General features: G+C 33.4%; 2 protein-coding genes. Both read left to right on the top strand.

Going from position 1 to position 1,938, the window contains the following annotated elements; translation table 11 throughout:
• Positions 1-841: tyrosine-type recombinase/integrase (locus FNW52_RS20515; protein ID WP_143379330.1), on the top strand; the 841-nt coding region annotated here is incomplete at its 5' end.
• A complete protein-coding gene (locus FNW52_RS20510) occupies positions 838-1,680 on the top strand; it encodes a tyrosine-type recombinase/integrase (RefSeq protein WP_143379329.1) in 843 nt (280 codons plus the stop codon). The genes FNW52_RS20515 and FNW52_RS20510, both read left to right, overlap by 4 nt.
• Positions 1,681-1,938 lie beyond the last annotated feature (258 nt).

The raw sequence follows: 1,938 nt of genomic DNA, 5'->3' as shown, positions 1-1,938 counted from the left end.
ATATAATTATAGAAAGGAATTAGAAACATTAGGCTACAGCAAATCGATAGTCAACAATTACCCAAAATATGTGAAATATTTTTTAGAATTTAATCAAGAATTACTGGAAAATATCAACGAAGAGCATATAAAAAACTACTCCAATTATCTGCAAAACAGACCCAATCAAAGGCGAATAGGAAAGTTAAGCGAGAGTTATATCCACAGCCAACAACTGGCCATAAAAGGATTTTTTGATTATCTGGAAAGAATAGACCAAATCAAACAAAATCCATTTACTTTAAAACTGAAAAGTCCAAAGTATCAGCAAAGAATTGTACTCACACAATCGGAAATAAAAATACTCTACAAAACGGCTCAAACACTGGAAGAAACCATCATTTTACACCTTTGTTACGGTTGTGGGTTACGAAGATCTGAAGTAATAAATTTGAACACAAAAGACATTGATTTAGAGAAAAAATTACTCTACGTTCGGAAAGGGAAAAACAAAAAAAGACGGGTAATGCCACTCACTGAAACCATTATAAAAGACTTTTCCACTTACATAGAAATCAATACTTTCTTTAATAAAATAAGTGAACCTTTTTTAGTCAATCAATTGGGAAAACGAATGAGTGGAAGCACCATTTACAGAATCTTTAAAACCCTTTTAAAAAGAACTAAAAACATAGAACCAAACAACTATTGTTTACATAGTTTACGACATTCTATTGCAACGCATTTGCTTGAAAATGATATGAGTGTGGAAATGGTTCGAGACTTTTTAGGACATAGCCAACTATCAACAACACAGATTTATACACGAATAAATAACTTAAAAAATGAAAAAATGAAATGATAACTTTAGAGGAATATTTAATAGAAAACTTGCGAAAATCAACGGTAGAAAACTATTTATATGAAATAGCAAAATACAAGTTATTGAATAAAAACACAGAAAATTACAACTATCAAAACGTAATGGAATATGTGGAGATAATACGGAAAAACTACGAACCCGCTTCCATTATTAGAATACTGTCAGCTTTGAAAAAGTACTATGATTATTTAGTAAATACAGGAATTAGAAAAGACAATCCAGCCAGAGCCATACAACTGCGGGACATCAAGAAAAAACCAATCCAATTACAAGATTTATTTACCGATAACGAACTGCAAAAACTACTGGAACCAAGAAAAGAAAGGTACCAGTTATTAGCAAAAAGGAACCAAATCATAATGGGCTTATTGGTTCATCAAGCCTTGAAAATAGGCGAAATTATCCAAATCAAAACAACAGATGTTTTCCTGGAGAAAGCACATATAAACATCACGGGAACAGCCCAAACCAACAACCGAATTTTACCATTAAAAGCGGAACAAATCTTATTGTTTTATAACTATTTAGAATACAAAAAAGATACTTCAAATGTGTTTTTAATCAATAAATTAAACAGTCCAATTACTCAAAGTGACATCAATTATTTAGTGTCAACCTATCAAAATCAGTTTACCAAAAAACTAACGACAATTACCATCCGACAAAGTGTAATCACCAATCTTTTGACCAAAGGAAACGACCTGAGAATGGTTCAGGAATTTGCCGGACACAAATATTTGGACACGACCGAAAAATACAAACAAACCGGAATTAAAGCGTTACAGAATGCCATCGAGAAACATCATCCAATACAATAAGTAAAAAAAAAGGAAATAGGAACATCCCGCAGAAAAAGCGGGATTGACTTTTTTGTCCCGCCCAACCCAACGCACAGCCAACGCGCATGCAGTTTGGGACTTTTGCCAACGCTCCTACAGCACATTGCAAGTCCCGCCGAAAAGGCGGGATTGCAATAAGCTGTTGCCAACGCTCGAAAGTCCCAAACTGCCCCAAGCTATGTTACATAATAAGTCATTATAGTGCAGAAAAAGCACTATAAACTTATTATGTAAAAT

Origin of the sequence: Flavobacterium sp. ZT3R18 (assembly GCF_007097385.1) — a bacterium.
Classification (GTDB): domain Bacteria; phylum Bacteroidota; class Bacteroidia; order Flavobacteriales; family Flavobacteriaceae; genus Flavobacterium.
The sequence above is the reverse complement of the archived record's forward strand: the minus strand, read 5'-3'. Positions and strand labels throughout refer to the sequence as shown.